Source organism: Mesorhizobium sp. BR115XR7A (assembly GCF_020165315.1).
In the GTDB taxonomy this organism is placed as follows: Bacteria; Pseudomonadota; Alphaproteobacteria; order Rhizobiales; family Rhizobiaceae; genus Mesorhizobium; species Mesorhizobium australicum.
On the sequence record NZ_JAIUHW010000012.1, the window covers coordinates 41,824 to 67,931 of the forward strand.

The 26,108-nt window shown below is 62.5% G+C and carries 24 protein-coding genes; 12 read left to right on the forward strand and 12 right to left on the reverse strand.

The window, feature by feature from the left end:
* The first annotated feature begins 1 nt into the window (after position 1).
* The 6 genes from LB557_RS23885 to LB557_RS23910 all read left to right on the forward strand — a co-directional run bounded on the left by LB557_RS23885 (position 2) and on the right by LB557_RS23910 (position 7,286).
* Entirely contained in the window at positions 2 to 607 is a 606-nt protein-coding gene (locus tag LB557_RS23885; protein ID WP_015317707.1) for an ATP-dependent Clp protease proteolytic subunit, read from the forward strand.
* 87 nt (positions 608 to 694) lie between these two features.
* Positions 695 to 994: a hypothetical protein gene (locus LB557_RS23890; RefSeq protein WP_140873759.1), complete on the forward strand. Its 300-nt coding sequence runs from the start codon at positions 695 to 697 to the stop codon at positions 992 to 994.
* A 697-nt stretch (positions 995 to 1,691) separates the two neighbouring features.
* Complete coding sequence (gene uvrA / locus LB557_RS23895; RefSeq protein WP_140664219.1) at positions 1,692 to 4,613, forward strand: excinuclease ABC subunit UvrA; 2,922 nt, start codon at positions 1,692 to 1,694, stop codon at positions 4,611 to 4,613.
* The gene (locus LB557_RS23900; RefSeq protein WP_411970570.1) at positions 4,613 to 5,119 is read left to right on the forward strand and encodes a GNAT family N-acetyltransferase; all 507 of its coding nucleotides are present in this window, start codon (positions 4,613 to 4,615) and stop codon (positions 5,117 to 5,119) included. Before uvrA ends, LB557_RS23900 begins: the two co-directional genes overlap by 1 nt.
* Before the next feature lie 28 nt (positions 5,120 to 5,147).
* Positions 5,148 to 5,954, forward strand: a complete 807-nt coding sequence (locus tag LB557_RS23905; protein ID WP_224643142.1) for a DUF72 domain-containing protein — start codon at positions 5,148 to 5,150, stop codon at positions 5,952 to 5,954.
* A gap of 183 nt (positions 5,955 to 6,137) precedes the next feature.
* On the forward strand, positions 6,138 to 7,286 hold the full coding sequence (locus tag LB557_RS23910; protein ID WP_224643143.1) for a GGDEF domain-containing protein: 1,149 nt from the start codon (positions 6,138 to 6,140) through the stop codon (positions 7,284 to 7,286).
* 37 nt (positions 7,287 to 7,323) lie between these two features.
* Here LB557_RS23910 and LB557_RS23915 read toward each other — a convergent pair whose 3' ends face one another.
* The 6 genes from LB557_RS23915 to urtA form a co-directional block, all read right to left on the reverse strand.
* A complete protein-coding gene (locus LB557_RS23915; RefSeq protein WP_013531844.1) occupies positions 7,324 to 7,500 on the reverse strand; it encodes a hypothetical protein in 177 nt (58 codons plus the stop codon).
* Between the two features lie 261 nt (positions 7,501 to 7,761).
* Positions 7,762 to 8,457 (reverse strand): urea ABC transporter ATP-binding subunit UrtE, encoded by a 696-nt coding sequence (urtE, locus tag LB557_RS23920; protein WP_224643144.1) that lies wholly within the window; start codon positions 8,455 to 8,457, stop codon positions 7,762 to 7,764.
* Between the two features lie 69 nt (positions 8,458 to 8,526).
* Complete coding sequence (urtD, locus tag LB557_RS23925; protein ID WP_015317700.1) at positions 8,527 to 9,273, reverse strand: urea ABC transporter ATP-binding protein UrtD; 747 nt, start codon at positions 9,271 to 9,273, stop codon at positions 8,527 to 8,529.
* 6 nt (positions 9,274 to 9,279) lie between these two features.
* The gene (gene urtC, locus LB557_RS23930; RefSeq protein ID WP_015317699.1) at positions 9,280 to 10,515 is read right to left on the reverse strand and encodes an urea ABC transporter permease subunit UrtC; all 1,236 of its coding nucleotides are present in this window, start codon (positions 10,513 to 10,515) and stop codon (positions 9,280 to 9,282) included.
* Positions 10,512 to 12,128, reverse strand: coding sequence for an urea ABC transporter permease subunit UrtB (urtB, locus tag LB557_RS23935; RefSeq protein WP_015317698.1), 1,617 nt, complete (start codon positions 12,126 to 12,128; stop codon positions 10,512 to 10,514). Before urtB ends, urtC begins: the two co-directional genes overlap by 4 nt.
* 110 nt (positions 12,129 to 12,238) lie before the next feature.
* On the reverse strand, positions 12,239 to 13,519 hold the full coding sequence (gene urtA, locus LB557_RS23940) for an urea ABC transporter substrate-binding protein (protein ID WP_224528120.1): 1,281 nt from the start codon (positions 13,517 to 13,519) through the stop codon (positions 12,239 to 12,241).
* 343 nt (positions 13,520 to 13,862) lie between these two features.
* Here urtA and LB557_RS23945 point away from each other — a divergent pair, with 343 nt between their 5' ends.
* Positions 13,863 to 14,270: a hypothetical protein gene (locus LB557_RS23945; RefSeq protein WP_224643145.1), complete on the forward strand. Its 408-nt coding sequence runs from the start codon at positions 13,863 to 13,865 to the stop codon at positions 14,268 to 14,270.
* Positions 14,271 to 14,426: 156 nt separating this feature from the next.
* Here the strand turns inward: LB557_RS23945 and LB557_RS23950 are convergent, their stop codons facing one another.
* The 3 genes from LB557_RS23950 to LB557_RS23960 all read right to left on the reverse strand — a co-directional run bounded on the left by LB557_RS23950 (position 14,427) and on the right by LB557_RS23960 (position 17,048).
* Complete coding sequence (locus tag LB557_RS23950; protein ID WP_140821788.1) at positions 14,427 to 15,998, reverse strand: GMC family oxidoreductase; 1,572 nt, start codon at positions 15,996 to 15,998, stop codon at positions 14,427 to 14,429.
* 46 nt (positions 15,999 to 16,044) lie between these two features.
* Entirely contained in the window at positions 16,045 to 16,575 is a 531-nt protein-coding gene (locus LB557_RS23955) for a gluconate 2-dehydrogenase subunit 3 family protein (protein WP_224643146.1), read from the reverse strand.
* Between the two features lie 77 nt (positions 16,576 to 16,652).
* Positions 16,653 to 17,048, reverse strand: coding sequence for a VOC family protein (locus LB557_RS23960; RefSeq protein ID WP_224643147.1), 396 nt, complete (start codon positions 17,046 to 17,048; stop codon positions 16,653 to 16,655).
* 244 nt (positions 17,049 to 17,292) lie between these two features.
* Here LB557_RS23960 and LB557_RS23965 point away from each other — a divergent pair, with 244 nt between their 5' ends.
* Entirely contained in the window at positions 17,293 to 17,592 is a 300-nt protein-coding gene (locus LB557_RS23965; RefSeq protein ID WP_015317692.1) for a ribbon-helix-helix domain-containing protein, read from the forward strand.
* Here the strand turns inward: LB557_RS23965 and LB557_RS23970 are convergent.
* On the reverse strand, positions 17,589 to 18,302 hold the full coding sequence (locus LB557_RS23970; RefSeq protein WP_224643148.1) for a DeoD-type purine-nucleoside phosphorylase: 714 nt from the start codon (positions 18,300 to 18,302) through the stop codon (positions 17,589 to 17,591). The two genes, LB557_RS23965 and LB557_RS23970, sit on opposite strands and share 4 nt — an antisense overlap.
* Positions 18,303 to 18,387: 85 nt before the next feature.
* A complete protein-coding gene (cckA, locus tag LB557_RS23975) occupies positions 18,388 to 20,964 on the reverse strand; it encodes a cell cycle histidine kinase CckA (protein WP_224643154.1) in 2,577 nt (858 codons plus the stop codon).
* A gap of 328 nt (positions 20,965 to 21,292) precedes the next feature.
* On the opposite strand from cckA, the gene LB557_RS23980 reads away from it, so the two are divergent.
* Positions 21,293 to 22,045, forward strand: a complete 753-nt coding sequence (locus LB557_RS23980) for a flagellar biosynthetic protein FliO (protein ID WP_015317689.1) — start codon at positions 21,293 to 21,295, stop codon at positions 22,043 to 22,045.
* A 146-nt stretch (positions 22,046 to 22,191) separates the two neighbouring features.
* Here LB557_RS23980 and dksA read toward each other — a convergent pair whose 3' ends face one another.
* A complete protein-coding gene (gene dksA, locus LB557_RS23985; RefSeq protein WP_015317688.1) occupies positions 22,192 to 22,608 on the reverse strand; it encodes an RNA polymerase-binding protein DksA in 417 nt (138 codons plus the stop codon).
* 275 nt (positions 22,609 to 22,883) lie between these two features.
* Here dksA and LB557_RS23990 point away from each other — a divergent pair, with 275 nt between their 5' ends.
* The 3 genes from LB557_RS23990 to LB557_RS24000 all read left to right on the forward strand — a co-directional run bounded on the left by LB557_RS23990 (position 22,884) and on the right by LB557_RS24000 (position 26,024).
* Positions 22,884 to 23,387 carry a SixA phosphatase family protein gene (locus LB557_RS23990; protein ID WP_140726830.1) on the forward strand — a complete coding sequence of 168 codons (504 nt, stop codon included), beginning with the start codon at positions 22,884 to 22,886 and terminating at the stop codon, positions 23,385 to 23,387.
* A gap of 76 nt (positions 23,388 to 23,463) precedes the next feature.
* Positions 23,464 to 24,942, forward strand: coding sequence for a YcjX family protein (locus LB557_RS23995; protein WP_140821796.1), 1,479 nt, complete (start codon positions 23,464 to 23,466; stop codon positions 24,940 to 24,942).
* Positions 24,939 to 26,024, forward strand: coding sequence for a YcjF family protein (locus LB557_RS24000; protein ID WP_224643149.1), 1,086 nt, complete (start codon positions 24,939 to 24,941; stop codon positions 26,022 to 26,024). The genes LB557_RS23995 and LB557_RS24000 overlap by 4 nt, the downstream gene beginning before the upstream one ends.
* The last annotated feature ends 84 nt before the right edge of the window (positions 26,025 to 26,108 follow it).

The window sequence follows — 26,108 nt, forward strand, 5'->3', positions numbered from 1 at the left end:
AATGGGCGGTGTTGCCAGTCTTGTGCCGATGGTAATCGAGCAATCGAGCCGCGGCGAACGTGCATTCGACATTTTTTCGCGGCTGCTGCGCGAGCGCATCGTCTTCGTCAACGGGGAGATTAACGATGACGTCTCGGCGCTGGTCTGCGCGCAGCTTTTGTCGCTGGAGTCGGACAATCCCGAGAAGGAGATCTCGCTCTACATCAACTCGCCCGGCGGCATGGTGACCAGCGGCTTCGCCATCTACGACACGATGCAGTATATCAGCTGCCCGGTGTCGACCGTATGCATGGGCTTTGCCGCGTCGATGGGATCGTTCCTGCTGATGGCGGGCACCGCCGGGCGCCGCATCGCACTACCCAACGCCACCATCCTGCTACATCAGCCGCTGGGCGGCTTCCAGGGCCAGGCTTCCGACATCCAGCGGCACGCCGAACGCATCGGCCAGACCAAACGCCACATGACCGAACTCTACGCCCAGCATTGCGGCCGCAGCTATGAAGACGTCGAGCGCACGCTCGACCGCGACCATTTCATGACCGCCCGCGAGGCCCAGGCCTGGGGCATCGTCGACCATGTGTTCGACACCCGCAAAAAGGCTGCGTAAGACCAGAGTGAGGTCAAATCCTGCTGCTTGTCGAAGATTTGACGATCCCGCTCTGGCTCCGGTGGCGGCAGGCCCCTATAACAAGGGATGACCGACACTCATCGATCAAGAACATCGCACCGTGTCACGGCCGCCATGGTGCTTGCCATCGTCGGCCTTGTGTCCAGGTCGGCACTTGCCGACGAGGCCTCGTCGTCGGTTCGGAAAGGCGCCCTGCCCGGCGTAACCGGCGACTATCGCATCGCAAAGCCCGCCCCGGTGCCCGAACCCGACGACGCGTTCCCCAGCAGCGGCAACGGGCAGTTCAAGATCGGCAATACCGATGTCAGGATTTCCGGCAGCATCACCGTCGATGTCGGAGTTGGCGGGATCAAGCCACCCAGATAGGCAAAGATCGGGCCTTCCAACTGGAGCCCGCCAAAAGAACAGCCCCGCCGTGCCTTGGGCAAACGGACGGGGCTTTTCTGGATCTCAAATCCATTTTTGCCGGGAGTGTACTGCCGGCGTTTGATTTCGGATGCTTCGCGGCATTCAGCCGACGATCCGACTAGCAGTCTCTGATTTTCAGGGATACGGCAGGTCACGGTTTGTCGGGTGGCGCAAACGCCTGCCCTTGGCACTTATGCCTGCCGCGGCTCCAGTAACAACTGAAGCCCTGGGGGACTATCCGGTGGCGTCATGCTCCGCTCCTCTTGTCCGTTGCGACATTGTCGTCGTGAAGCGCAAATCGCAAATGCCTGCGGCGTCTCGCAGGCCGCCTTGGGGCGGCGAGGCCATCGATAGACGGCCGGCTTCGCTGACTTCGCAAGACTGCTCCCGTGAGTTGGCCGCGTCAACCATCAATAGCCGGTTACGGAAAAATGTGATCGCCGGGAGCTTACGTTCGGGTCAGCTTCCGCACAGCTTTGTCAGGAGCGTGTTCGGCCTTTGTTCTTTCCGCTTGCCCCCTCGCGCGAAAGGCGGTTAAACGACTTCTGTCGAGAATTGTGGCGTCTCTCGACGTGGCGGCAAAAATAACTACATAGGGAATGGCCGGGGAAACCCGCCGATCCCACAAATTCCAGATCTGAGGCGGCGACCTGACATGGCCGACCATAAATATCTTTCCATTCGCGGGGCGCGCGAACACAATCTGAAGAATGTCGATCTCGACCTGCCGCGTGACAGCCTGATCGTCATGACCGGCCTGTCGGGCTCCGGCAAATCGTCGCTTGCTTTCGACACCATCTATGCAGAAGGCCAGCGTCGCTATGTCGAGAGCCTCTCGGCCTATGCCCGGCAATTCCTCGAAATGATGCAGAAGCCGGACGTCGACCAGATCGACGGCCTGTCGCCGGCCATCTCGATCGAGCAGAAGACCACGTCGAAGAACCCGCGTTCGACGGTCGGTACCGTCACCGAGATCTACGACTATATGCGCCTTCTGTTTGCCCGCGTCGGCGTGCCCTATTCGCCGGCCACCGGCCTGCCGATCGAGAGCCAGACGGTCAGCCAGATGGTCGACCGGGTGCTGGCCGTCGAGGAAGGCACGCGCCTGTTCCTGCTGGCGCCCATCGTGCGCGGCCGCAAGGGCGAATATCGCAAGGAACTGCTGGAGTTGCAGAAGAAGGGCTTCCAGCGCGTCAAGGTCGACGGCGTCTTCTATGAAATCGCCGATGTGCCGGCGCTGGACAAGAAATACAAGCACGACATCGACGTCGTCGTCGACCGCATCGTCGTTCGCGGCGACCTTGCCACAAGGCTTGCCGACTCCATCGAGACGGCGCTGAAGCTGGCCGAGGGGCTGGCAGTGGCCGAGTTCGCCGACAGGCCGCTCGATGCCAGCCAGACTGGCGAGGATTCGGTCAACAAGTCGAAGAACGAGACGCATGAGCGCATCCTGTTCTCGGAAAAGTTCGCCTGCCCGGTTTCCGGCTTCACCATTCCGGAAATCGAGCCCAGGCTGTTCTCCTTCAACAACCCGTTTGGCGCCTGCCCGACCTGCGACGGTCTCGGCAGCCAGCGCGCCATCGACCCCAACCTCGTGGTGCCGGACGAGAACGTGTCGCTGCGCGACGGCGCCGTCAGCCCATGGGCGAAATCGACCTCGCCCTATTACTCGCAGACGCTCGAGGCATTGGGCAAGGCGTACGACTTCAAGCTCGGCGACAAGTTCAAGGATCTTTCAGCGCAAGCCCAGGAAGCGATCCTGCGCGGCACCGGCGAGCGCGAGATCACCTTCCAGTATGATGACGGTCTGCGCTCCTACAAGACGACCAAGACCTTCGAAGGCGTCATCCCCAATCTCGAGCGCCGCTGGAAGGAGACCGAATCCGCCTGGATGCGCGAGGAGATCGAGCGTTTCATGTCGGCAACGCCCTGCCCGGTCTGCAAGGGCTACCGGCTGAAGCCGGAGGCGCTGGCGGTGAAGATCGCCGGCAAGCACATTGGCGAAGTGACGGAACAGTCGATCCGCAACGCCGACAAATGGTTCACCGACCTGCCGGCGCAGCTCAACGACAAGCAGAACGAGATCGCTGTCCGCGTCCTGAAGGAAATCCGCGAGCGTCTGCGCTTCCTCAACGATGTCGGGCTCGACTATCTCACCTTGTCGCGCAATTCCGGCACGCTGTCGGGTGGCGAAAGCCAGCGCATCCGGCTGGCCTCGCAGATCGGCTCAGGCCTCACCGGCGTGCTCTACGTGCTGGACGAGCCGTCGATCGGCCTGCACCAGCGCGACAACACGCGCCTGCTCGATACGCTCAAGCACCTGCGCGACATCGGCAACACCGTGATCGTCGTCGAGCACGACGAGGACGCAATCCTGCATGCCGACTACGTTGTCGACATGGGTCCGGCCGCAGGCATCCATGGCGGCGAGATCATCGCCCAGGGCACGCCGCAGCAGGTGATGGCCAACCCCAATTCGATCACCGGCAAATATCTGTCGGGCGCGCTCGAAGTGGCAACGCCCGGCGTGCGCCGCGAGGCGAAGAAAAACCGGCGGCTGAAGATCGTCGGCGCGCGCGGCAACAATCTGAAGAACGTCACCGCCGAAATCCCGCTCGGCACCTTCACCGCCGTCACCGGCGTATCGGGGGGCGGCAAGTCGACCTTCCTGATCGAGACGCTGTTCAAGGCGGCCTCGCGCCGCATCATGGGCTCGCGCGAACATCCGGCCGAGCATGACCGCATCGAGGGATTGGAGTTCCTCGACAAGGTCATCGACATCGACCAGTCGCCGATCGGCCGCACGCCGCGTTCGAACCCCGCCACCTATACCGGCGCCTTCACGCCGATCCGCGACTGGTTCGCCGGGCTACCGGAAGCGAAGGCGCGCGGCTATCAGCCCGGCCGTTTCTCCTTCAACGTCAAGGGCGGCCGCTGCGAGGCCTGCCAAGGCGACGGCGTCATCAAGATCGAGATGCACTTTTTGCCCGACGTCTACGTCACCTGCGACGTCTGTCACGGCAAGCGCTACAACAGGGAGACGCTCGACGTGCTGTTCAAGGGCAAGTCGATCGCCGACGTGCTCGACATGACCGTCGAGGAAGGCGTCGATTTCTTCGCCGCCGTACCCGGCGTACGCGACAAGCTGGAGACGCTGAAGCAGGTCGGCCTTGGTTACATCCATATCGGCCAGCAGGCGACGACGCTGTCCGGCGGTGAAGCGCAGCGCATCAAGCTCGCCAAGGAACTGTCGCGCAAGGCGACCGGCAAGACGCTCTACATCCTCGACGAACCGACCACCGGTCTCCATTTCCATGACGTCGCCAAGCTATTGGAAGTGCTGCACGAACTGGTCGACCAAGGCAATACGGTGGTGGTCATCGAGCATAATCTCGAAGTGATAAAAACCGCAGACTGGGTGCTCGACCTCGGCCCCGAGGGCGGTGATGGCGGCGGCGAACTGGTCGCCTCGGGCACGCCGGAAGCGATCGTGCGCGAAAAGCGCAGCTACACCGGCCAGTTCCTGAAGGAACTGCTGGAGCGACGCCCCGGAGGCAAACGCGAAGCGGCGGAGTGATGGGTAAGGATGATCTCATCACGGTCCAGAGCAGCTTTGGCATGAGGCTTGCCGGCCCTGAAGATCTCGCCGCGATCGTCGCGCTGACGCAAGCCGCCTACGCTCCCTACAATGCCATACTCGATGCACCGCCGATCCCGGTTACCGAGGACTACGCGCCGCGTATTGCCCAGGGCCAGGTCTGGCTGCTGGAGAGCGGCGATGAACTTGCCGGAGTGATCACGCTGGAGCGCCATCCCGATCACGCGATGATCTTCTCCGTCGCCGTCGCCCCGGGCTTTCAAGGCAGGGGTTTCGGCATCACGCTGCTCAACCACGCCGATGAACAGGCGCGTCTGTGGGGCTTGCTGGAGGTGCGGCTCTACACCAACGCGAAGATGGAGCGGAACATCGCGCTCTATATCGCCTATGGTTATCGCGAAACGGGTCGCCGCCCAAACCCCTATCGGCCAGGGTGGATCCTCGTCGACATGGCGAAGGCGATCGGCGTGGCTGCTAGAACTTGATCGCTTTTAGAAATCTGGGAGGACGACAATGAGCAAATCGGGAACAATCCGCGCCGGCATGGGCGGCTGGACCTTCGAACCCTGGGACACGTCCTTCTATCCGGACAAGCTGTCGAAGGCCAAGCAGCTGCAATACGCCAGCCGCCAGGTGCCCAGCATCGAGGTCAACGGCACCTATTATTCCAGCTTCAAGGAGCCGACCTTCGTCAAATGGGCCAGCGAGGCGCCTGACGGTTTCGTCTATTCGCTGAAAGGCAACCGCTTCGTTACCAACCGGCGCGTGCTGGGGGAAGCCGGTGAATCGATGATGCGTTTCCTGGGCTCCGGCGTTGCCGCGCTCGGCGACAAGCTGGGACCGATCCTGTGGCAGTTCGCGCCGACCAAGAAGTTCGATCCGGACGATTTCGAGGCGTTTCTGAAGCTGCTGCCGGAAAAGCAGGATGGTGTCGCGCTGCGCCACGCGCTTGAAGTGCGCAACGACAGTTTCATCGTGCCGGAATTCCCAGCGCTCGCGCGCAAATACAAGGCGGCGATCGTCTATGCCGACCATGCCAAATATCCTGACATCGCCGACATCACTGGCGATTTCATCTATGCGCGGCTGCAGACCGGCAGCGACGACAATCCCGATTGCTATACGCCAACGGGCCTCGACGAATGGGCGGCGCGGGCCAAGATCTGGGCGCAGGGCAAGCAGCCGGCCGATCTGCGGCGCGCCGACCCCGCCACCGATGCCCCGGTCCAGCCCCGCGACGTGTTCGTCTACTTCATCACCGAGGGCAAGGTCCGGGCGCCGTTCGGGGCGATGGCATTGATGAAGCGCGTAGCCGACTGAAAAGGCGTCAGTCGGTGTCCAGCTGCACACAATAGGCGCATAGCCTATGCGTATTGAGCGTAGCAAAGCGCCTGTTCCTGGGCATCTTCGCCACGATCGTAACCTTATCGACACTTCCTTGCCGCATGAATGCACCGACGCCAAGCCGCAGAGCTGGGACCGCCGCCGGCAGGGAAAGAGGGCATGTCGCTCGACTACACGTCACTTCTGCTGGCCGTCGGTTTCTCGGCAGCTTGCCTCAGCCTGACATTGTTCGGCATGTGGCTGACCGCCCGCTCGGAAAAATTCCTGCTGACATGGGCGATCAGCCTGGTGTTCGTGGTCGGCGATATTTTTATCTACGACGCCTATATCGAGATGCCGGGACGCCTGCTCGGCATCGCCACCTCGGCGTTTCTGCTGATCGGCTTTTCGACCATGCTGGGTGCGGCCTATCAGTTCCGAACCGGCGGCTCGCCACTGCCGCGGGCCCTGTGGGGTTGCTATTCCCTGGCGATAGCGTTGCCCCCCATGGCTCTGGGTTATGATGGCCTCGGCTTCATGGCGGAGAACATGTTTGCCGCCGTGCTCCTGTTCGCCACGGCGTTCGAATACTGGAAGGGCCGTGATGAGGCACCCGCGCTGACGATCGGCATCACCGCGCTCTATTCGGCCACGGCCACCTCGTTCGGGCTCTGCGCCATGGTTCTCGCCTGGGAAGGAAAACTGGTGCTTGGACATGCACCAAGCAACTGGGCCGAGGAGCTCAGTCTCATCGTGGTTATCGCCAGCATGACAGGTATTGGCGCGCTGTCGCTTGCCCTCAATCAGGGGCGTCTGGCGAGGCATCACCATCGCAACGCCCAGACGGATTCCCTGACCGGCCTGCTCAACCGGCGCGCGCTGTTCGACATGCATGGCCATGTCCCGGTCGGCGCCTTTACCGCGGTGGTCGTCTTCGACCTCGACAACTTCAAAACCATCAACGACGAATTCGGCCATGCGGCGGGCGATGAAGTGCTGAGGGTGTTCGCCAACGAGTTGGCAGCCAACCTTCGACCGGCCGACGTCGCCGCGCGCATGGGCGGCGAGGAATTCGCGCTGGTACTGAAGCGCACGCTGCCGGAGGCGGTCGAGGAAGCAGCCGAGCGTATCCGGGCGGCTTTCGCGACGCGACTGATAGAAACCGAAACCGGTTCCCTCACCTGTACGGTCAGCGCCGGATTTGCGTTTGGCAGCAAAGAGGGCATCAGCCTGGACAAGGTGCTCAGCGCCGCCGACAAGGCGCTCTATGACGCCAAGCGGGGAGGTCGCAACCGCGTCACGGCCTCGCCATTCCGACGCGCGAGCTAAACGCGCGTATCATGCCAAGCCCGCCGGGCGACATGCATTAGGCCGCCATGACGATTTCATTGAAGGTATCGAGGTCGACATAGAAGACCTTGGTGATCTCCTCGATCAGGTCGTCGTAGTCACAGCCCTGTGACCTCAGAATGTTGATGGCGGCGATGATGTCGACGCGTTCGGTAAGCCGCCGCTTCTGGTAGTCCTCGACGTAACGTTCCATGGCTGTCCCTTAGCCTGTGTGCCCAAACGCGTTTGAACGACAATCAGATCGGGAAGCTAGGAAGCCTTGCTTGCGTGGAACTTGCAGGGCCTTTGCCGCGCCGCGATCTGCGATAACCAGACTGATACGGAAACGGCCGACTCACAAAGCCACGGAAAGACTAGCATGCGATATTGCATGTGCCAGAGACGCAGATGATGGATGTAGGAAATATTGGACTTGCCAATAACTTCAAATCTTCAATGAAGTCTGGCACCGATTCTAGACCGTGAGGAATTTGCGGACATCGGCCCGGTCTAAATCTTCCGCCGGGCCGGTGTGGACGATCTGGCCGCGATCCATGATGTTGACCTCGTCGGCGAGTTCGCGGCAGAAATCGAGATACTGTTCGACCAGCAGCACCGCAATGCCGGCCTGGTCGCGCAGATAGCGTATGGCGCGGCCGATATCCTTAATGACAGAGGGCTGGATGCCTTCGGTCGGCTCGTCGAGCACCAGCAGCTTCGGCCGCATCACGAGTGCCCTGCCGATGGCGAGCTGCTGTTGCTGGCCGCCGGAAAGATCGCCGCCACGGCGGCCAAGCATCTGCTTCAGCACCGGAAACAGCTCGAAGACGTGCGCAGGCACGTTGCGGTCGGCGCGCTTCAAGGGCGCGAAGCCGGACTCGAGATTTTCCCGCACGCTGAGCAGCGGAAAGATCTCCCTGCCCTGCGGCACGAATGCGATGCCCGACCGGGCGCGGTCATACGCCGCGCTCCGGTCGAGCGCCTTCCCCTCGAAGGCAACGCTTCCGCTCGTCAGCCGGTTATGGCCGACGATCGATCTCATCAAACTGGTCTTGCCGACGCCGTTGCGGCCGAGCACGCAGGTGATTTTGCCCGCACCCGCCTTCAGCGACACCCCGCGCAACGCCTGGGCGGCGCCGTAGTGCAGCGTGGCATTGTAAACCTCGAGCATGTCAGCGCCTTCTCCAGAACCTCAGCAAAGACAGATCGAAGCGATGGAATTGAACCCGCCAATGCATGCTCATCTCCCCAGATAGACTTCGACGACGCGCTCGTCGGCCGAAACGAAATCGAGCGTCCCTTCCGAGAGCACCGAGCCTTCATGCAGGCAGGTAACCTTGACGCCGAGTTCGCGGACGAAATGCATGTCGTGTTCGACGACAATGACCGAGTGGTCACGGGCGATATCCCTGAGCAGCCGCGCGGTTTCCTCGGTCTCGGCATCGGTCATGCCGGCCACCGGCTCGTCGACCAGAAGCAGCTTCGGGTCCTGCGCCAGCAGCATGCCGATCTCGAGCCATTGTTTCTGGCCGTGGCTAAGATTGGCGGCGAGTTCGCGGCGCTTGTCGCCCAACCGGATGATGCCAAGGATGTCATCGATCTGCCGCGCCTCGGCGGGCGATTGGCGATGGAACAGCGCCGGGAAGATCGAACGCGGTCCCTTCAGCGCCAGCATCAGGTTTTCTTCGATCGTGTGGCTTTCGAAAACGGTCGGCTTCTGGAATTTGCGGCCGATGCCCATCATGGCGATCTCGGCTTCGTCATGCCTGGTCAGGTCCACCTGGCCGTCGAAGAACACTTCGCCTTCATCCGGCCTCGTCTTGCCGGTGACGATGTCCATCATCGTCGTCTTGCCGGCGCCGTTGGGGCCGATGATGGCGCGCATCTCGCCCTTGTCGAGCACCAGGGACAGATTGTTGATGGCGCGAAAGCCGTCGAAGGACACCGAGACGCCGTCGAGATAGAGGATAGTGTTGGATTTGCTCATGGTCGCCTACTCCGCCGCCTGCGGTTCGGGGTCGGACCAGGACCATTCGCCTGGGTTTCTCGCCGGCGAGCGAGCGGGCTTCGAGGTCGCGGACGCGATGCCAACCTCGGCGCCGGCTTCTTCAGCCTGGGACGCCACGCGCAGCGCCCTGGCATTGCCGCGCCAGCTGTCCCACATGCCGATGATGCCCTTGGGCAGGAGCAAGGTGACGGCGACGAACAGGCCGCCGAGCGCGAACAGCCAGAATTCCGGCAGCACGCCGGTGAACCAGGATTTGCCGGCATTGACCAGCAACGCGCCGATGATCGGCCCGACAATGGTGCCGCGGCCGCCGACCGCCGCCCAAATCACCACCTCGATCGAATTGGCCGGCTCGAATTCGCCTGGATTGATGATGCCGACCTGCGGCACGTAGAGCGCGCCGGCAATGCCTGCCATGACGGCCGAAACGGTAAAAGCGAACAGCTTTACGTTCTCGGCCCGCCAGCCGAGGAAACGCGTGCGGCTCTCGGCGTCGCGCACGGCCATCAGCAGCTTGCCGTATTTGGAGCCGACGATCGCCCAGGTGATGAAAACGGCGAGTGCCAGCATCACCGCGCTGGCTGCGAACAGTGCCGAACGGGTCGTATCGGCCTGCACGTTGAAGCCCAGAATATCCTTGAAATCGGTCAGGCCGTTATTGCCTCCGAAACCCATGTCGTTGCGGAAGAAGGCAAGCAGCAGCGCATAGGTCATCGCCTGGGTGATGATGGAGAGGTAGACACCGGTGACGCGGCTGCGGAAGGCGAACCAGCCGAAGATGAAGGCAAGCAGGCCGGGCACCGCCAGCACCATGATGGCGGCGAACCAGAAATGGTCGAAACCGGTCCAGAACCAGGGCAATTCCTTGTAGTTCAGGAACACCATGAAATCGGGCAGGATCGGGTTGCCGTAGACGCCGCGCGAGCCGATCTGGCGCATCAGATACATTCCCATCGCATAGCCGCCGAGCGCGAAGAAGGCGCCGTGGCCGAGCGAGAGGATACCGCAATAGCCCCAGACCAGATCGAGCGAGAGCGCCAGCAGTGCATAGCAGAGATATTTGCCGGTCAGCGCCACGATGTAGGACGGAATGTAGAAGGCGCTTGTCGGCGAGACGGCCAGGTTAAGCACCGGCACGATTATAGCCACCGCCAGCAGGATGAAGATGGTGATGGCGATGCGGCGATCCGCGCCGGCGGCAAAGAAGCGTCCCGATATCATGCTTCCACCGCCCTGCCCTTGAGCGCGAACAGGCCTCGCGGGCGCTTCTGGATGAACAGGATGATCAGCACCAGCACGACGATCTTGCCGAGCACCGCGCCGGCATAGGGCTCGAGAACCTTGTTGACGATGCCGAGCGAAAAGGCGCCGACCAATGTACCCCAGAGATTGCCGACACCGCCGAAGACGACCACCATGAAGCTGTCGATGATGTAGCCGCGACCAAGATTGGGCGAGACATTGTCGATCTGGCTGAGCGCGACGCCGGCGATACCGGCAATGCCGGATCCCAGCGCGAAGGTCAGCGCGTCGACCCAGGGCGTCCTGATACCCATCGAGGCGGCCATGCGCCGGTTGGCGGTGACGGCGCGCATCTGCAGCCCCCAGGGCGTGCGCTTCATCACATAGAGCAACATGCCGAATACCGTGAGCGCGAACACCAGAATCCACAGACGGTTCCAGGTGATGGCCAGTTGCCCGACGTCGAAGGAGCCGGACATCCAGGACGGATTGCCGACCTCCTGGTTGGTCGGTCCGAAGATCGAGCGCACCGCCTGCTGCAGGATGAGCGAGACGCCCCAGGTTGCCAGCAGCGTCTCCAGCGGCCGGCCGTAGAGGAACCGGATCACGCCGCGCTCGATGATGAGACCGACGAATGCCGCGACCAGGAAGGCGAGCGGCAGCGCGATCACCAGCGACCAGTCGAACAGGCTGGGAAGGGACGTCCGGATCACCTGCTGGACGACGAAGGTCGTATAGGCGCCAAGCATCACCATCTCGCCATGCGCCATGTTGATGACGCCCATGACGCCGAAGGTGATGGCAAGCCCGATCGCTGCCAGCAGCAGCACGGAACCCAGCGAAATCCCGTACCAGATGTTCTGTCCGGCATCCCACAGGGCCAGCGTCGAATTGATGTTGGCGATCGCTGCCGTCGCCGCGTCCTTGACCGCGCCGGAGGCACTGGCCTCGACCGAAGTGAGCAGCGAAACCGCGTCCCGGTCGCCACGCGCGCCGATCAGGGCGACCGCGGCGAGTTTGTCGGCCTCAGGCCCGTCGGAAACAAGCACCGAGGCCGCACGGGCCTGTTCGAGCAGAGCCTTGACGCTGGCCACGGTCTCGCCGGCAATCGCCGTGTCGAGTGGCTCGATGTTGGCTGCGTCGGGCGTCTTGAACATGGTGCCGGCGGCGGCCAGCCGCACAGCCGGATCCTTGGCGCCAAGCGTCAACGTGCCGAGCGCATCGCGGATGACGCGGCGCAGTGTGTTGTTGACCTTGATCTTGGCGACGTCGTCCTTGGCCGCCTCGCCGGATGCTTCGCTGCTGAGCGGATCGAAAAGCTGGACGCTTTCGCCGGTTTCCTTGCCGACGAAGACCAGGGAATCGGCCTTGCGGATATAGAGATTGCCATCGGCGAGTGCCGAAAGCGGGTGTTCGACCAAAGGATCGCCGGTGGCGGCGAGGTCATGCACGACGGCTCCGGTCTCGGAAAAGCCCTTGGCGCTCGCGAACTTGGCGATGATGGCGCGCAGATCGGCTTCGCCTGCGCCCGACGACGACAGTGTCGCCAGCAGGAACAACAGCGTCAGGCCAATCGTGCGGATCAAGGTCATCGGCTTGAGTTAACCCTTGAAGGTTTGAAATGGGCGCGTCCGGACAGTGGAGGAAACCGTCCGGACGCGTGCGGTCTTGGGCTTGGCATGAAGGCCCAGCCCGGGGAGGATCAGTTTGTGCCCTTGCCGCCGCACTTGCCGGTGGCAACGTTGAAGTTGCCGCACGACAGCGGCTTGCGCCAATCGGAGATCAAATCCTTGGAGTCCGGCAGGTAGTCGGACCATTCGTCGCCCATCACAAGGCCGGGCGTGCGCGAAACCGTTTCGAACTGGCCGTCGGCCTGGATTTCGCCGATCAGCACCGGCTTGGTGATGTGATGGTTCGGCATCATCGTCGAGTAGCCGCCGGTCAGGTTTGGCACAGAAACGCCGATCATGGCGTCGATGACCTTGTCCGGATCGGTGGTGCCGGCCTTCTCAACCGCCTTCACCCACATGTTGAAGCCGATATAATGAGCTTCCATCGGGTCGTTTGTGGTGCGCTTGTCGCTCTTGATGAACTTGTGCCAGTCGGCGATGAACTTCTTGTTCTCGGGCGTATCGACGCTCTCGAAATAGTTCCAGGCGGCGAGATGGCCGACCAGCGGCGCGGTGTCGAGACCGGCCAGCTCTTCCTCGCCGACCGAGAAGGCCATGACCGGGATGTCCTCGGCCTTGATGCCCTGGTTGCCGAGTTCCTTGTAGAACGGCACGTTGGCATCGCCATTGACGGTCGAGACGACGGCGGTCTTCTTGCCGGCCGAGCCGAATTTCTTGATCGCCGAGACTTCGGTCTGCCAGTCGGAGAAGCCGAACGGCGTATAGTTGACCATGATGTCTTCGGCCGCGACGCCCTTGGCCTTCAGATAGGCTTCGAGGATCTTGTTGGTGGTGCGCGGATAGACGTAGTCTGTGCCTTCGAGCACCCAGCGCTTCACCGAACCGCCATCCTCGCTCATCAGGTAATCGACGGCCGGAATGGCCTGCTGGTTCGGCGCGGCACCCGTGTAGAAGACATTGCGCTCGCTTTCCTCGCCCTCATACTGGACCGGATAGAACAGGATATTGTCGAGTTCGGAAAACACCGGCAGCACCGACTTGCGCGACACCGAGGTCCAGCAGCCGAACACCGCGGCGACCTTGTCCTTCGAGATCAGCTCACGCGCCTTTTCGGCGAACAGCGGCCAGTTGGAAGCCGGGTCGACGACGACCGCTTCGAGCTTCTTGCCGAGCAGGCCGCCCTTGGCGTTCTGCTCGTCGATGAGCATCAGCATGGCGTCCTTCAGCGTCGTCTCTGAAATCGCCATCGTGCCCGACAGCGAATGAAGAATGCCGACCTTGATCGTATCATCGGCGGCCCTGGCCGGAGCAGACATCACCAGGCCGGCGGCAACTACGCTCGCCGAGAACATTTTTGCTATTGTCGAGAAATTACCCCTCATGCGGAAGACTCCCAAGCTGGTTGATTGCACCGCGACTATGCAATGCAACCCCCGTGCCAACCGCTGAAGGCATGCGGAAAAGCGCAAAATAGATACATGTTATCAGTGCGTTGCCATATTAGATTGAACGAAACAAAGAGCGCCGGTTAAAAATTGATTGAGGGAAATTTGCGCAATGCACAAGGCATATGCCTAAGTTTTGCCCATTTTCTTTAGATGCCTATATTTTGATCTCGAAGGCAGATCGCCGACGGCAAATGTTGCGGCGCGGCGCAAAAATAGGGCAAGCTTGGTCGTTCAAGCGGACGGCATCATGACATCAGCCATTTCACGCATATTCATCGGCATAGTGGCTCTGGCGGCGGCAACCGGAGCGGCCCGAGCCGACTTCAGCGACGGCAGGATGCCCGACGGCATCTATCACTGCGAGGCCTACCTGCTCGGCATGTTCCTCAACCTCGGCGACATCACCATCAAGGGAAACGTCTACAACGGCCCGGTCACGTTCGGGACCGCGCAGCAGGGCTACAACTACCAGATGGATGCAAACGGCGTGATCTCCTGGTTGGGACCAGTTGGCGGTTACACCACTGGCGGCAACTCGCTCTCGCTCACCCAGGCAACGCTGGACGGCCAGAGTCCGCCCTCCTTCGACATCATCATGAAGCAGCCCGACGGCGCCTTCACCGCCACGACCTGCACCAGCGGAAGCAATCAATAGATCTTCCCTGGCAATGACACCGCCTCGGTCTGCAACCCTGCCCGTCTTCTCATCTCATCTGGATGTTGCCGAAGGACCGCCAGCCGGTCGGCGCCTGAGGCCATGAAAAAAGGGCGCGGAACTGGTCAAGTTCCGCGCCAGCAGGCAGTCGGGAGGTCAGATGGTTTTCGCCGACATCTGCGCGGCGATATAGTCGGCCTGGCGGATCGCCAGCGAGACGATGGTCAGGGTCGGGTTTTCGGCCGCACCCGTCGTGAACTGGCTGCCGTCCGACACGAACAGGTTCTTGATGTCGTGTGCCTGGCCATGCTTGTTGACGACGCCGTCGGCGGCCTTCTCGCTCATCCGGTTGGTGCCGAGATTGTGCGTCGAGGGATAGGGTGGCGTCGGGAAAGTGCGTGTGGCGCCGACCGCATCGTAAAGCGCCGTGGCCTGCTTGTAGGCATGATTGCGCATTGCCGTGTCGTTGGCATGGTCGTCGAAATGCACATCGGCGATCGGCATGCCGTGCTCGTCCTTCTCGTCGCCATGCAGCGTGATGCGGTTCTCCTCGCGCGGCATATCCTCACCGACGATCCACAGGCCGGCCATGTGGTCGTAGTGGTCGAGCGCGGTGGTGAAGGAACGCCCCCAGCCGCCAGGGTTCAGGAAGGCAGCCATGAAGGGCAGGCCGAGCGACAGCGTCTCGAACTCGTAACCGCCGACAAAACCGCGTGACGGATCATGGCGCGCCTCATCACGGATGATGCCGGCCATGGTGGTGCCGCGATACATGTGCACTGGCTTGTCGAAGATGGCATAGACTGATCCCGTGGTATGCCGCATGTAGTTCTTGCCCACCTGCCCCGACGAGTTGGCAAGGCCGTGCGGGAACTTGGCTGATTCGGAATTGAGCAGCAGGCGCGGGCTCTCGATCGAATTGCCGGCGACCGCCACGATGCGGGCCTTCTGCTCCTGCAGCTTGCCGTCCTTGTCGGCATAGACGACGCCGGTGACCTTTCCAGAGGCGTCATGGTTGATCTTGATCGCCATGGCGTTCGGCCGGACCTCGAGGTGGCCGGTCGCCTCGCCCTTCGGGATTTCGGTATAGAGCGTCGACCATTTGGCGCCCCATTTGCAGCCCTGGAAGCAGAAGCCGGTCTGCTGGCAGGAATTGCGGTCGTCGCGCTCCACCGAGTTGATCGCCATGTTGCCGGTATGGCATTCCTTGTAGCCGAGCTTGTCGGCGCCGGCCTTTAGCACCTTGAAATTGTTGTTGCCCGGCAGGCGCGGCCAGCCATTGGTGCCGGTGACGCCCATCTTGGCTTCCGCCTTGGCGTAATAGGGCTCCATCTCGGCCAGCGTCACCGGCCAATCCAAAAGGTTGGCGCCTTCCAGCTTGCCGTAGGTCGACAGCGTCTTGAACTCATGCTCCTGGAAGCGCAGCGATGCGCCTGCCCAGTGCGTGGTCGAGCCGCCGACCGACTTGACGATCCAGGCCGGAAGGTTGGGAAAATCCTTGGCCACGCGCCAATCGCCGGATGTGGTGCGCTTGTCCGTCCAGGCGAGCTGAGCGAACGAATCCCACTCGTCGTTGATGAAGTCCTCATATTCGTGGCGGGCACCGGCCTCGAGGATGACGACATCGATGCCCTTCTGCGCCAGTTCGTTGCCGAGCGTGCCGCCGCCGGCGCCGGAGCCGATGATGACGACCACGCCGTCGTTTTTCAGATCAAATGCTGCTGCCATGGTTTCCTCCCATGAAATCAATTGAATGCGGTTGAGGCGAAGCGGGTCAGAGCCACTCGATGTCGCTGAATCCCCGCGCGATGTAGCCGCCCTTGGAATAGGATTCGCCCTCGTAGCCGAAGATCGGCCAGACCTCCTTCTGGTTGTAGAGGCTGACGACAAGACCGCCGCGAACCGCCTGGAAGAAGGCCGTACCCTCAATGTCCCTGAGCAGCGCGACCCGCTGCTCTTCCCAGCCGAGCCCGCGATAACCGCCCTCGCCGGCTCTCTTGTCGAGATCGGCGATCCCGTTTTCGATAAGCTCCTTGTGAGCCTTGTCCTTGGCGGCCATCTCATCATGGCCCCTGACCGCGACGGCGTAATATTTGTCAGGGACCTGGTCATGCGGGTAGATATCGCGCGCCAGCTGGATCAGCGTCGCCATTGTCTCGGGCTTCAGAGCCGAGGTTTCCAGCCCCCAGGCATGTTGCGGACTGATGACGGCGCTGCCGGAAATGACGAGCAGCGCGCCGACGCCGCCGCGTTTGAGAAGTTCGCGCCGTGAAAGCCCGGGCTTCCCCTCGTGGATCGTGACCATGTTTTCCTCCCTGCTTGCTGTTCGCACTCGAAGAGTGCCGTTGCTGGCGCCGCGCCGGTCCGCACGGCCGGTTGTCTCTATTGGAAGCGCCCTCCGCGCTGCAGGACCTCGACCTTGTAACCGTCGGGATCCTCGATGAAGAAGAAGCGGGCGATGAGCGAACCGTCGCGGCTGAATTCGACGATCTTCTTCGGATTGAGGCCGAGTGCGCCGAGCCGATCATGTTCGCTGTCGAGATCGGCGACCGAGACCGCGAGGTGACCATAGCCGTCGCCCAGCGCATAGGGCTCCGCGCGCCCCTTGTTGACGGTCAACTCAACCTCGAAAGGCGCATCGGCATTGCTGAGGTAGACCAGCGTGAAGGTCTCGAAGTCCAGCCGTTGGGCGACCTCAAGGCCGAATGCGTTGGTGTAGAAATCGATGGAGCGGGCTTCGTCGAGAACCCGGATCATGGTGTGGATTGCCTTCGCCAAATCAGACTCCGCAGCTTCGTGCTTTCGAAGGTGATTATGCGCGCCGGTGAAGAAAGGTGGTGGCAGCCGACTACCACGCATGGGGTTGGAAAAACGGATATGCCACCCCAAGGACGAAAGTCTGCCAAGGACGAAAGTCTGATTGCCGTTGACGACCTTCCGATCGATGATGGACCGCAGGCAGTGTTCAAAAGGCACCGACCGCCCCGTCGGCGCCCAAGACCAACAAAAATGGGAGGTAACGATGTGCAGAGTCTTTGCCGCACAGGATCCGGAAGGCTATCGTCAGATCAACCGGTCGATCCGCATTGATGGACATTCGACGAGCATCCAGCTCGAGGTCACGTTCTGGGCCTTGCTCGACGAAATCGCCGAAAGCCAGAACCTGACGACGCCGAAATTCATCTCGAAACTCTACGACGAAGCCATCGAGATCAACGGCGAGATCCCTAACTTCGCGTCGATGCTGCGCACCACTTGCGCACTCTATCTACGCGGCCACCGACCATCCATGGAGGAGGTGTTGAAGCGAGAGGCCGCCTAGCGCCCTTCCGTGGCGACTTCGAGCGCGAGCCGGCTCATGTCGGTGAAAAGCGCCTGGCGTTCGGAATAGTCGGTCTGTTCGCCGGTAAGCAGATTGTCGACTACGGTCAGCAGCGACAATGCCCTCGCGCCGAAGTGGGCCGATATGCGATAGAGAGCGCTGGTTTCCATGTCTACCGCCAGCGCCCCGAGCGCCCTTGCGTCGGCATAGCGGGCACGCGCTTCAGGATGGTAGAATATGTCGGTGCAGGCTGTCAGGCCGGCGTGGTGGTCGATGCCAAGTGCGGCCGCGTTGGTCAATGCGCTAGCCAGCAGCGCCGGATCCGGGCCAACATCGGCTACGTAAAGGCCAAAAACTCGACCGCTCTCGGTATTTTCAGGCCGTGCCGATTGCGAGATCACAAGGCTGCGCAGCTTTGCCTCGGCGCTCAGGCTGCCGCAGGTACCGGTGCGGATCAGTGTTCGGACGCCATAAAAGTCAAGCAGTTCATGGGCGTAGATCAGGAAGGATGAAACGCCGATGCCCGTCGCCTGAATGCTGACGGGCTTGCCGCGAAACAAGCCGGTAAAGCCGAGCGCGCCGCGTCGGCGATTGACGCAGCGCGGCGCGTCCAGGAATGTCTGCGCCATCCACTCCGCGCGCTGCGGGTCGCCCGGCAACAAAACCGTGTCGGCGTAATCGCCCTTGCCTGCCTCGATGTGTGGCGTCAACAGCCGCTCCCCCAAGCCCGCCTGCTGTATTTTCAACAATCATGGCGTTGTTACGGCGTTGTGCAAGAGCGCGGCTTGGAAGCACCTAGGATTCAAGGACATCCTTGACGATCGTGGCCAGTTGCTTGAGCGAGAACGGCTTTGGCAGGAAGCCGAAATGCGCCTCCGCCGGCAGGTTCCTGGCGAAAGCGTCCTCGGCATAGCCGGAGACGAAAACGAACTTGATGTCCGGCTGGCGTTTGCGCAACTCTCCGAGCAGGGTCGGCCCGTCCATTTCCGGCATCACCACGTCGGAAACGACGATGTCGACCTTGCCGCCCAGCGCTTCGAACACTTCCAGCGCCTCGACGCCCGAGGATGCCTCGTGAACGGTATAGCCGCGCGAAGTCAGTGCCCGCATGCCGCCCATGCGCACGGCATCCTCATCCTCGACCAGCAGGACCGTCGCCGATCCGGACAAGTCCTTGGTGCTATCGGCCAGTTTGACTGCCGCTGCCGCCGGCGCTTCACCGGCTTCGGCTGCCGTTTTTGCTTCCACGATGTGACGCGGCAGGAAGATGCGGAAGGTGGACCCCTTGCCGACTTCGGAATCGCAGAAAATGAAACCGCCGGTCTGCTTGATGATGCCGTAGACCATGGACAGGCCAAGGCCCGTGCCCTTGCCGACCTCCTTGGTGGTGAAGAACGGCTCGAAGATCTTCTTCAGCACGTCGGGCGCGATGCCTGAGCCAGTATCCTCGACTTCGACCACCACATAGTCGGCGGCCGCGAGTTCGCGGTAGGGAAAGCTCTTGCATTCCTCGGCGGTCACGTTGCGGGTGCGCACGGTGAGATCGCCGCCCGCCGGCATCGCGTCGCGCGCGTTGACCGCCAGGTTGACCACCACTTGCTCGAACTGCCCGATATCGACCTTGACCGGCCACAGGTCGCGGCCGTGGTCGACCTTGAGCTTGATGTCGTTGCCGACCAGCCGGGCAAGCAGCATCCTGAGATCGGCGAGCACGTCGGTGAGGTTCAGCACTTCCGGCCGCAGCGTCTGCTTGCGCGAGAAAGCCAGCAACTGCCTGACCAGGGAGGCCGCGCGATTGGCGTTCTGCTTGATGTTCATGATGTCGGGGAAGGACGGATCCGACGGCCGGTGATTGGTCAAAAGCAGGTCGGACGCCATGATGATGGCGGTCAGCACATTGTTGAAGTCGTGCGCGATGCCACCGGCGAGCTGGCCGACGGCCTGCATCTTCTGGCTTTGCGCCATCTGCCCTTCGAGCGCCTTCTGCTCGGTCGTCTCGACGGCGTAGACGATGGCCGCTTCCTCGGCCCCTTCGCCGCCGGTGCCATCGGCCACGGCGTTGACGTAGAAACGGATATGCCGCTCATCATTGCCGGGCAGCACGGTCTCGATCGGATCGATGTCGGCCTGCCGCTGCCGGGCTTTCTCGAAAGCCGCGGCAAAGGTCGGCCGGTCGCGGTCATGGATCACCGTGTCGAGCCGCACGCGGCGATCCACGGCATCGCGGTCGACGACCGAGGAAAACAGTGACAGGAACGGTGCGTTGGTGCGCAGGATGCGCCCGCTGGCATCGACACCGGCAATCGCCATCGGTGTCGAGTTGAAGAAGCGGGTGAAGCGCACTTCCGAGGCGCGCAGGTCGGCCGAGGCATCCTCGCCCTGTGTGCGGTTGAGCACGATGGTGCGGGTTGGCCCGCCGACGCCCTCACGGCTGGCCGAAACGCGATGCATGAAGCGCACCGGCAGCGCCTCGCCGGTCATCGTCGTCAAGTCGAGATCGACGACCGCATTGCGCGTCGTCCCGGGGTCCGCCTTGACGGAGCGCACCAGCGCCATGCCGTCGCCGGCAACAATATCGGGCAAGGCGACGGCGCCGGGGGTGAAGCTGGCGAGATCGATGCCCAGCCATCCGGCGAGCGTGGCGTTGATGTAGGTGACGCGGCCGTCCTGGTCGGCCGAAAAGAAGCCGGCCGGCGCGTGGTCGAGGTGGTCGATTGCCTTCTGCAGATCGAGGAAGAAACGCTCCTGCTCGGCCCGCTCTTGCGAAATGTCGGCGAGCTGCCAGGCCAGCATCGGCAGCCGCTGGCCCGGGACGCTGAACGCGCGGGCGCGTGCCCGGTACCAGCGCGCGCCCGGTTCGGCGCCGGGCCGGATCGATTGCGCGAGCCGGAACTCGCCGTCGCCCGGCTGCCCGTCACGCAAGCCGGACGCCAGCCGGTAAATGGTCACCGAGGCTTCGGGGACATCGGAGAGCAATCCTTCGACCGTCTTCAGGTCAGCGGCCGATGAGGCGCCGGTCATATCGGCATAGGCGCGGTTGGCGTAGACGACGCGACCCTTGGTGTCCGTGACCAGCAGGCCCTGCGACATCGAATCGACGAAGGCCTTGGACAGTTCGTCGCCCGTCGAGCGCGGTGTGATCTGCACGAAGCCGATCGCGGTCGCGAACAGGAAGCCGACACCGATCATCGCCAGCACGCCGAGCATGCCGAGCAGGAACGGATCGCCGAGGCGCTCGCGGAAAAGGCCGAAGACGATTGCGGCGCCCGTCAGGACGACGATGAAGATGATAAGCCGGGTGACCGCGCCCGGTCGCGTATTCTGGTCGACGATCGGTGCCGGATAGAAATCGCCGCGCGCTTCCTTGGCCATATGCCCCCTGCTCATGAAATCCGATGTTCCGACACCCGCCCCCAATGCATGTCGCCCAAAAATGACTTCGGTTTTGGGAAAACGACATGCATGAAAAACACGGACCTGAAACGCGCCGCATGAATCCGTTTCAGCGCGACGCGCTTTAGCCGGTTGAATCACATTCTCCTGGTCTGGAAAAGGCCCGGGCGGCAAATGTCGGATAAAAATGCTGTCGGCTGGCCTTCCCTGTGTTTCAAGCTGTTCACGATGCGTGAAAGGCAACTTGCGGTAGCCAGTCGCAACGGTCTAGTGTCGCGTCACTTTCCAAACCGTTCGGGGGAAACCAATGCAGTGGCTGGATAGCGTGGCGGGTCCCGGTTATGCGGCGGCACTCCTGTGGACCTTCGCGGCGCTGATCCTGCTGGTCATCGTTCTCGTCATCGTCAGGCTCGTGCGCAACCTGACCTTCGGCACGTTTGTCGCCGGCGGCCGCAACCGCAAGACGCGGCTCGCCGTCATGGACGCAACCGCCGTCGACAGCCATCGCCGACTGGTGCTGGTGCGACGCGACGACATCGAACATCTGCTTCTGATCGGCGGCCCAACCGACGTCGTTGTCGAACGCGACATCCGCCTCGCCGCGCCGCGCCGTCCGGCGTTGACTGGAGATGGCGGCCTGCAGCCTGTCCCGGCCGCCGCCGCCCCGGCTGCGAAGCCTCGGTCGCCGCAGCCCGCTCCCGTGCCTCCGAGACAAGCACCCGCTCCGCAGCCGGTGGCCATGGCACAGCCTGCCCGCCAGCGTCCGGCGGCGCCACCACCGGCTCCGGCGCCCGCACCGAAACCAGCGGCGCAAACCTATCAATCGACCAATGTCACGCCGCTGCCTGCCTATGGCTCCGCCAACGTCAATGCCGCCAGGCACACGCCGCCACCGCCGACGCAGGACAGCATCGACGACACGCTGATGAAAGAACTCGAGGTTTCGCTCGACCAGCCCCGCTCCGGCGGCCCGGTGGGCAAACCGGCAGCCAAGGCGCCGCCCTCGCTCGACGATGAAATGACCAGGCTGTTGGGCGAACTTTCAAGCCAAAAGAGATGAACTGCCTAGGTCAAGAGATGAACTGTCGCCTGCCAGTGACTAGGCTGGCCGGCGTTCAAGCGTGTTCAAATCTATTGAAGGTGGCACGCATCGAACAGAAATGGCCGGATAACCGGCCATTTGGAAATCAATGCAAAGGCGGTCCATCAGTCGTCGCGATAGACTTTTTCACGGCGCTCATGCCGTTCTTGCGCTTCGATCGACAAGGTGGCGATCGGGCGCGCGTCGAGCCGCTTCAAGGCGATCGGCTCACCGGTTTCTTCGCAATAGCCGTAAGTGCCTTCATCGATGCGCTGCAGCGCCGAATCGATCTTTGAGATGAGTTTCCGCTGACGGTCGCGGGCCCTGAGCTCGATGGCGCGGTCGGTTTCCGAAGAGGCGCGGTCGGCGAGGTCGGGATGGTTGGCGTTTTCCTGCTGCAGGATTTCGAGGGTTTCGCGCGCCTCGCGCAAGATGTCATTTTTCCAGGTGACGAGCTTCTGGCGGAAGTAGGATTTCTGCCGTTCGTTCATGAACGGCTCGTCTTCGGAGGGTACGTAATCGGCGGTAACGATGTCGTTCATTCGACTCACCCAACAGCCCCAAATTTGGCGCCTATATATTCGCCACCAGACGCCTGCACAAGCGCAATCAGCCACCGACTCACGCAATTGTTAAAGTGCGTCTCCAGCCTTCTCCGGAGCGGCATAAATCTGTTTTGATGGCGAAAGTACGACGATCCTCGCCCATCGCCCTGCAAGTGATTCGCCGCGCTGAAGCACGCGCACCATTGTGCGTGCGGCTTTTCTCGTGGCTAATCGCGGCAGGACTTCAGCTCTCGGGCACCGTTGGAGGTTGGGTGAGCAGGCTTTATCTGTTGCGACACGCCAAGGCCGGTTGGGCCTTGCCAGGCATGCGTGATTTCGATCGTCCATTGGACGCATCCGGCCGCGCCGATGCCGAAAAAATGGGGACCGCGATGCGTTCCCGCTCCTATGTGCCGGACCTGACGCTGTGTTCCAACGCCAAACGCGCCAGGGAAACCCTCGAGGGTCTGGCCGGCCAGACCGACACAGGCAAGGTGCTGTTTTTGGACGCGCTCTACAGCGAGGACGCGGCCTGCTATCTCCGCCTCGTCCGGGATCATGGCGGACCCGGTTCATTGCTGGTCATAGGCCACAACCCGATGACGGAGGATCTCGCCATGGCGGTTTCGGGCGATGGCGGCGAGCCGGAGCGGGCAATGCTCAATCACGGCTTTCCAACCACGGGCCTCGCGGTCGTCCGTTTCCCCGGCGATCTGGCGAAAGCGACCCAGGGAGCGGGTTATCTCGAAGCGTTCCTGACACCGGCAGATCCCTGATGCCGATTTCCAGCGCCATTTCAAAGCCGGGTTCCAGCGCCTATATCGGGCGGACGCAAGCCCGAGAGATCATGTTTTGGCATCATCGCTGACCACCTTCACCGACGAGGCAAGAATTGCCCTCGACACATTGTCGGGACGTGCCACCGGACTTTTTTCTCCATCGCTGCGTCTGGGTGTCACGGGTCTCTCCCGCGCCGGCAAGACCGTCTTCATCTCGGCCTTCGTCCACAATCTGATCCACGGTGGACGTCTGCCGCTGTTCGAGGCGCAGAAGTCGGGGCGTATCGCGCGCGCCTTCCTCGAACAGCAGCCCGACGACGCCGTGCCGCGTTTTCAATATGAGGACCACATCGCCGCTTTGGTCAACGATCGCGTCTGGCCGGACTCGACCCGCGCCATTTCGGAACTGCGGCTGACGATCGAATATGAATCGGCCTCCGGCTGGAACCGCATGTTCTCGTCGGGCAAGCTGTCGGTCGACATCGTCGATTACCCCGGCGAATGGCTGCTCGACCTGCCGCTGCTCGGCAAATCCTTCGCCGATTTTTCGCGCGAAGCCCTCGAAATGGCCACGCTGCCGGTGCGCGAGGATCTTTCGCTGGCCTGGCGAGCGATCTCGGCGGAAATCGACCCGAATGCCGACGCCGAGGAAATGACAGCGCGCCGGCTGGCTGAAAGCTTCGCCGCCTATCTCAAGGCATGCAAGCTCGACGAACGGGCGCTTTCGACCTTGCCGCCCGGCCGTTTCCTGATGCCCGGCGATCTCGAAGGCTCGCCCGCGCTGACTTTCGCGCCGCTGGCCGGCCTGGGCGACAGGCGCGCGCGCAACGGCTCGTTGCACGCCATGATGGAACGGCGCTACGAGGCCTACAAGACGCATGTCGTCAAACCGTTCTTCCGCGAGCACGTCACGCGCCTGGACCGCCAGATCGTGCTCATCGACGCCATGCAGGCGCTGAACGCCGGGCCTGGTGCCATGGCCGACCTGGAGCGGGCCGTCACCGAGATCCTCAGCTGTTTTCGCCCCGGCCGGGGCAGCTTCATAACCGACCTGTTCTCCCGGCGTATCGACCGCATCCTGGTCGCGGCGACCAAGGCCGATCATCTGCACCACGAAAGCCACGACCGGTTGCAGGCGATCGTGCGGCGCCTTGCCGACCGCGCCGTGGCGCGGGCAAATTTCACCGGCGCCGATGTCGATGTCGTCGCCATGGCGGCGGTGCGCGCCACCCGCGAAGGCACCGTCAAACAGGGCCGCGAGACATTGCCTGTTATCATCGGCACGCCGATCGCCGGCGAGAAGATCGATGGTGAAACATTCGACGGAAAGACGGAAACAGCTATATTTCCTGGTGATTTGCCGGAGAACATTGATGCTGTTTTCGACCTTTCGGGGCCGGATCACAGGCAGGACTCCACGGACCCGGCAATCCGCTTCGTCCGGTTCCGACCGCCGAAACTCGAACGCACGGCCGAAGGTGTCACGCTGTCGCTGCCCCATATCAGGCTCGACCGCGCCTTGCAGTTCCTGATCGGAGACCATCTGGCATGACCGCGCCCCGCAAACCGGCGGCATTCCGCATCGAGCCGGAAGCCGCGCCGAAACAAGACGCGCCACAAGCACGCCAGACCGAACCGTCGCGCAGACCGCGCTCCATGAAGGCCGATGTGGCGCTGGTCATCCCGGCGGAGGTCGACGTTTTTGACGAACCGGACGTTATTGCCGCCGAGCCGCCGCCATCGGTCGCCCCCAGAAGGCGCTCGGTTCTCGGCAGCATCTTCTTCGGCGCCTTCGGCGTGCTGGTTTCGCTGGCTGTCGGCCTGTGGACCGACCAGTTGATACGCGATCTCTTTGCCCGCGCCGAATGGCTGGGCTGGCTGGCCGCCGGGATGGCGGCGATTGCGCTGCTGGCGCTGCTGGTAATCCTGATTCGCGAGTTCCTGGCCATCGCCCGCCTCGCCGAGGTCGAAAAGCTGCAGAAGCGCGCGCTCGATGCCATCGCGCGCGACGATCCGAAAGCGGCACGCGCGGTGGTCGACGAGTTGTCGGCCTTTGTCGCGGCCAAACCCGACACCGCTGCCGGCCGGCGCGCGCTGGCTGAATTGCGCGGCGAGATTATCGACGGCGCCAATCTGGTGCGCCTGGCGGAGGCGGAAATCCTCGGCCCCCTTGATGTCAGGGCCAAGGTGATGATTCTCGAGGCCGCCAAGCGGGTCTCGCTGGTGACGGCGGTGAGCCCGCGCGCGCTGGTCGATGTCGCTTATGTCGTGTTCGAGGCCGGGCGCCTCATCCGCCGGCTGTCGGAACTCTATGGCGGACGGCCCGGAACGCTGGGTTTTTTCCGCCTGGCGCGCAGCGTACTGGCGCATCTGGCGGTCACCGGTTCGATCGCCATCGGCGACAGTTTCGTCCAGCAGATCGTCGGCCACGGCCTGGCGGCCCGCCTCTCGGCAAAGCTGGGCGAAGGCGTCGTCAACGGTATGATGACGGCGCGCATCGGTCTCGCCGCGATGGAGACGGCGCGCCCCCTGCCCTTCAGCGCTGCCAGGCGCCCGGGACTGGGCGATTTCCTCGCAGCATTGACTTCGTTCGCAGCCAAGAAAGACGCCGAAACAGCTGGCTCCGGCAAATAGCGTCCAGCTCTTCGGGACGATGATCGGACTGCTGTTTCGAGGGCCCGCGGTGACGAAGCATTAACCAATCTTCTTCATGGTCGA